Origin of the sequence: Sulfurimonas sp., assembly GCF_014859695.1 — a bacterium.
GTDB lineage: Bacteria > Campylobacterota > Campylobacteria > Campylobacterales > Sulfurimonadaceae > Sulfurimonas.
On record NZ_JACUTS010000178.1, the window covers coordinates 1 to 1528 of the forward strand.

Genomic DNA, 1528 nt, shown 5'->3' on the forward strand with positions numbered 1-1528 from the left:
ACTCCCCACGTGTAAAAAAATATCATTTTTTTCAGAAAAGTGACACCGAATTAAGCTATAAAATTATACTTCACATGTTTTAATTCCAAATTTATTGAGATGTAGATGCTTTTGGCAAGATTTACTGTTTTTTCGACAATAGCATCCTGCAGCAAGCTTATTAAGAGAGTGGTTTTTTAAGGATTTATTTGTCATTGCAAACTCTCTTCATAAGCTCGGTATCTTATTTTTTGGAGTTGTTTTTGAAACTGCTCATTTACCTTAAGTGTTACTTCTCTGGCGTGTGAAACAACTTTTCCTGCAATGTTGTAAAGTTTATAACGTATAGTTTTTACTGTATGTTTTTGAAGATTAGCATCTAAAATCTGCTTAAAGAGTAAAAAAAGATTATAAGCTAGTGTACCTATTGCAAAGTAAAAAGCATTTGCTTGTGTATTTGAAGTTGGAAGATAGCTCATATTAAAACCATTTTTCAACTCTTTAATTTTATTTTCACTGGTTTCACCTCTTTGCCTGTGTAGTTTAATAATCTCTTGTGGGCTTAAGTCATTATCGTTTGTAGCAATACAGTAGTAGATTTCATCTTGATGTTGCATCATCACTTCGTCTGAAATATACTCTTCAAGTGTGGGCAACACCGGAGTTATATCTTTTTTAATCACTATCATTCTAAAAGCATTATCCGTATCTTGCATTGTGTGCATAAACTCTGCTACCTTTTCTTTTTTTGAGAATTGCTGCCACTCTTTATCTTTAATATCTTTGATTGAATCAAATACATTCTTGTTCTTTTTAGCTGTTACGCTAAAAAGAATATTCTCTTTATCGCAGTGGTTAAAAATAGCAGCTTGATATGAAGCACTATCAGCACGAAATCTATCAAACTTCACACTAAGTGGAAGCTGTGCTTGGCACTGTTTAAGAAACTCTAAGTTTTTACTTGCAGGAGCCTCATTACCATCTCTAAAATCTACATCAATAACATAACCACCGTTAATATGCCCAACCATAGGCATATATCCGGGTGCATCTTTATAAGACCACTTCGCTGTATTTTTATGAGCTTCAATAAATGTAGCGTCTATATCTAAGATAAGCTCTTCGCTTTTAATACTTTTTAGAAATCTTTTTAAGAATTGATTATTGATCTTTCTTATTCCATTTTCTCCAATACTGTTATGTTTATGAAGATACTTTGTGAATGCTGATGCTGTTGGAATATTGTCCATTTTTAGAAGTGCCCCGAGTGCTGTATCTAATCGTATCTCTTTAATATCATCAAGAACTCTACCTCCGCTATGAAGCATTAAAATAAGTGGATAGATAAATTCAAAGGGTGTATATCCGTTTGGATGTTTGGCTAAAGGAAGGTTCGTGTTGCAAAGTGCTTCAAGGTTCATACCTTTTAGGTATTCACCTAAAATTGCTACACCTGTTCTAGGTGTTAACTTTTCGTTTGTTGTTTCGATATTGAAGTTTAATATTGTTTGAGGCATAATCTGATTCCAATTTAGAAAAAGTTACACCC

1 protein-coding gene is annotated in these 1528 nt (G+C 32.9%); it reads right to left on the reverse strand.

The genetic code is table 11. The annotated features are described in order from the left end of the window. Nucleotides 1-191: 191 nt before the first annotated feature. Entirely contained in the window at nucleotides 192-1496 is a 1305-nt protein-coding gene (locus tag IBX42_RS12495; protein WP_294933256.1) for an IS1380 family transposase, read from the reverse strand. Between the last annotated feature and the right edge of the window lie 32 nt (nucleotides 1497-1528).

Bases quoted from the DNA above. Each gene is read 5' to 3' on its own strand.
- IBX42_RS12495 (WP_294933256.1), bottom strand. From the start codon at position 1,496: ATGCCTCAAACAATATTAAACTTCAATATCGAAACAACAAACGAAAAG.